Source organism: Nocardia sp. 852002-51101_SCH5132738 (genome assembly GCF_001665695.1).
GTDB classification, from domain to species: Bacteria; Actinomycetota; Actinomycetes; order Mycobacteriales; family Mycobacteriaceae; genus Nocardia; species Nocardia nova.
In genome coordinates, this window is the sequence record NZ_LZML01000054.1 from 1 (window position 1) to 2,739 (window position 2,739).

Below are 2,739 nucleotides of genomic sequence, written 5' to 3' on the forward strand. Positions count from 1 at the left end.
CGGGAGACCTCATCGAAATGGCGCTGGATATCTCTCCGCAGAGAGTCCAGCCGCCGGAAGGCCCCTGGTGGACCGAGTGAAAGGCAGCCGTTTCCACAACATGAAGGAGCTCCGGCCCGCATCGACCGGCCGATCGGAGGTGAGGATGTTGTTCGCATTCGATCCAGCGAGAGAGGCCATAGTCCTGGTCGCAGGCGACAAAGCCGACGAATGGCAGGGGTGGTACTACGAAGCAATACCCCTGGCCGACAAGCGCTTCACTGAGCATCTGGAAGCGTTGAAGGAGCAGCAATGAGTTCGAAGTTCAGCACCTGGAGCGAGGTAAAGGCCAAAGCGCGCCAGGCCGATTCCCGAACCGAACCAGAGCGCGCTGCAGCACGAGATCGTGCCCGAGAACGGCACGAGGCCTATGTGCGTGGCCACCAGCTCGCCGAGATCCGGAAGTCGATCGGCCTCACACAGACAGAAGTTGCTGAAGCCTTGGGGATTTCGCAGGCGAGGGTCTCGAAGATCGAGCGAGGCGAGGTGTCCGGCATCGACACGATCCGAGCGTACGTCTCGGCTCTGGGCGGATCGGTCGACCTTGTCGTCACGCTCGGCGACCGTACCTGGAAGGTCGCCTGAAACCTCTCGCCTCGCTCGACTACTTCGCGTCGCCAGCGCCTACTCGAAACCGGGCGGCGGGGTGAATCCGCCGAACTCCTGCTCGAGCAATTCGGCGAACCGCAAGGTCGTCGGGTCTTCGAGGTAGGGGCCGATGATCTGCATGCCGAAGGGCAGCCCTTCCGGCGAGTGTCCGATCGGTGCCGCGGTCGCCGGTAGCCCGAGCAGGGTGGCGATACTCGCCCACACCAGGTTGTAGTTGTACGGGTAGGCGATGCCGTCGATATCGATCGTGCGGGTGTCCATCCCCGAATGGTCGTGCGGGAAAGCGGGTGTCGGCGTGATCGGGCACAGCACCACGTCGAATTCCTTGAACAGGTGACGCCACCCGTCGGCCAGGCCGATGCGGACGCGGTCGGCCTTCACCCAATCGCCGTGGCCGGCGACGAAGGCTCGTTGGATGACCGCCTCGACGGTGTCGGTCTCCGGCGGAATTTCGGCGACGACGGCTTGGATCGCCCGGATCGCGCCGGCCGGGGCATCGGCGCCGAATTGCGACATCAGCATTGTGAAATAGGTTTTCGCGGTCAGCGTCAGGTCGGGCAGGAGAGAGCTCTGCCGCGCGACCGTGGCACCGGCTTTCTCGAGCCCCCGCGCGATCCGGTCGAAACCGTCGCGAATCACGGTGGATGTCGGCAGCAACGGATGACTGTCGATGATCAGCACGCGGAACTGCGCCAATTCCTCGCCGCGCGGCGGTGGCAACTCCAGCTTGTAGGCGACCGCCTCCACCTCGTCGGGCCCGGCAAGCAGCCGAGTCGCCATGGTCAGGTCGGCGGCGCTGCGGGTCATCGGACCGACAACGGGAAGGTCCATGGGAGCCTCCAGTGCGGGCGTGCGCGGCGGTATGTGCCCGCGCCCCGGCAGCAGCGTGCGGGACGGTTTGTGCGAGTACACACCGCAGAAATGCGCCGGCACCCGCAGAGAGCCGCCGATATCGGAGCCGAGCGCGAGCGAGACGTACCCCGCCGCGAGCGCGGCGGCCGACCCTCCGGACGAACCACCGGGCGAACGAGTCAGATCCCACGGATTGTTGGTCGTGCCGTAGATGTCGTTGTAGGACTGCCAATCACGCAGAAAGAACGGCACATTCGTCTTGCCGACGACAACCCCGCCCGCTGCCTTGACGCGCGACACCAGCACCGCGTCCTCCGCCGGCACCCACCCCTTCGCGTCGGGCAGACCCCACGTGGTCGGCAGACCGGCGATATTGAACGATTCCTTCACCGCGACCGGAACGCCGAGAAGCGGCCCATCCTCACCCCGCGCCAGCGCCGCATCGGCCTGTTTCGCCGCAACGCGAGCGCGCTCGAAATCCCGCACCACAACGGCATTGACCTTCTCGTCGAACTTCTCGATCCGCGCGATGCTCAGTTCGAGCAGTTCGGTCGCCGAGATGGTCTTGGCCTGCAACGCGGCTACCTGCTCGCGCAGCGTCGCAAACTCCGGTCCGGGCATCAGTTCTCCTCGCATCTCCGGGTGCGTGCACCTGGTGGTCATGGCCGAAGCGTCGGTCGGGATCCACCGCGACAGACGCTCTCCATACAACCTCGTTGGAACGAAATTTACTCCCACAGAACACGTTTCGTGCTGCTTGCGAGGGAGGTGGCCTTGGCCCGCACGGAGAGCGCGATAGCCACGATTCGTGCCTACGCCCTCGAAACCGGTCACGGCGATCTCCCCCGGGCGTTCGGCCGCTACATCCGGCCAACTACCTACTTGCCGGCGAGTGGTCTCCCGCCGACTCGGAAGGAGTGCGGATAGATTTCCCGTTCCCGATCGTCATCGGTTGGCGGGAACTCGAGTACTGATGACCGAGGGCCGAATTGCGTCTTACGCATAACTCGGGTCGTTGTCCTCACGGAATCCTTGAACGGTCGCGTCGATGAGGCGTTGGAGGTGGTTCTGGATGATGGATGTGTCGGCGGGGTCCGCGCGGAGGTCGTGTTTGGTGTGGCGGACGAGGTAGCGACCGTCCGAGTAGTCCATGATGTGGAAATCGCGGGCGGGGGTGGGGTGGCGGATCCGCCGGACCGGTGAGGACGATCAGCCAGACACTGGGCGCGGCGGCAAGAA

At 64.9% G+C, this 2,739-nt stretch carries 4 protein-coding genes; 2 read left to right on the forward strand and 2 right to left on the reverse strand.

Annotated elements, in window-relative coordinates:
* Both A5789_RS35380 and A5789_RS08215 read left to right on the forward strand, forming a co-directional pair.
* Nucleotides 1-295: type II toxin-antitoxin system RelE/ParE family toxin (locus A5789_RS35380; protein WP_197516572.1), on the forward strand; the 295-nt coding region annotated here is incomplete at its 5' end.
* The gene (locus A5789_RS08215; protein WP_064911499.1) at nt 292-624 is read left to right on the forward strand and encodes a helix-turn-helix domain-containing protein; all 333 of its coding nucleotides are present in this window, start codon (nt 292-294) and stop codon (nt 622-624) included. The genes A5789_RS35380 and A5789_RS08215, both read left to right, overlap by 4 nt.
* A gap of 39 nt (nt 625-663) precedes the next feature.
* Here A5789_RS08215 and A5789_RS08220 read toward each other — a convergent pair whose 3' ends face one another.
* Nucleotides 664-2,121, reverse strand: coding sequence for an amidase (locus A5789_RS08220; RefSeq protein ID WP_064927167.1), 1,458 nt, complete (start codon nt 2,119-2,121; stop codon nt 664-666).
* A 375-nt stretch (nt 2,122-2,496) separates the two neighbouring features.
* Nucleotides 2,497-2,652, reverse strand: a complete 156-nt coding sequence (locus A5789_RS36370) for a hypothetical protein (RefSeq protein WP_156772991.1) — start codon at nt 2,650-2,652, stop codon at nt 2,497-2,499.
* Nucleotides 2,653-2,739: the final 87 nt, after the last annotated feature.

Bases quoted from the DNA above. Each gene is read 5' to 3' on its own strand.
- A5789_RS08215 (WP_064911499.1), top strand. From the start codon at position 292: ATGAGTTCGAAGTTCAGCACCTGGAGCGAGGTAAAGGCCAAAGCGCGC.
- A5789_RS36370 (WP_156772991.1), bottom strand. From the start codon at position 2,652: ATGGACTACTCGGACGGTCGCTACCTCGTCCGCCACACCAAACACGAC.
- A5789_RS08220 (WP_064927167.1), bottom strand. From the start codon at position 2,121: ATGCCCGGACCGGAGTTTGCGACGCTGCGCGAGCAGGTAGCCGCGTTG.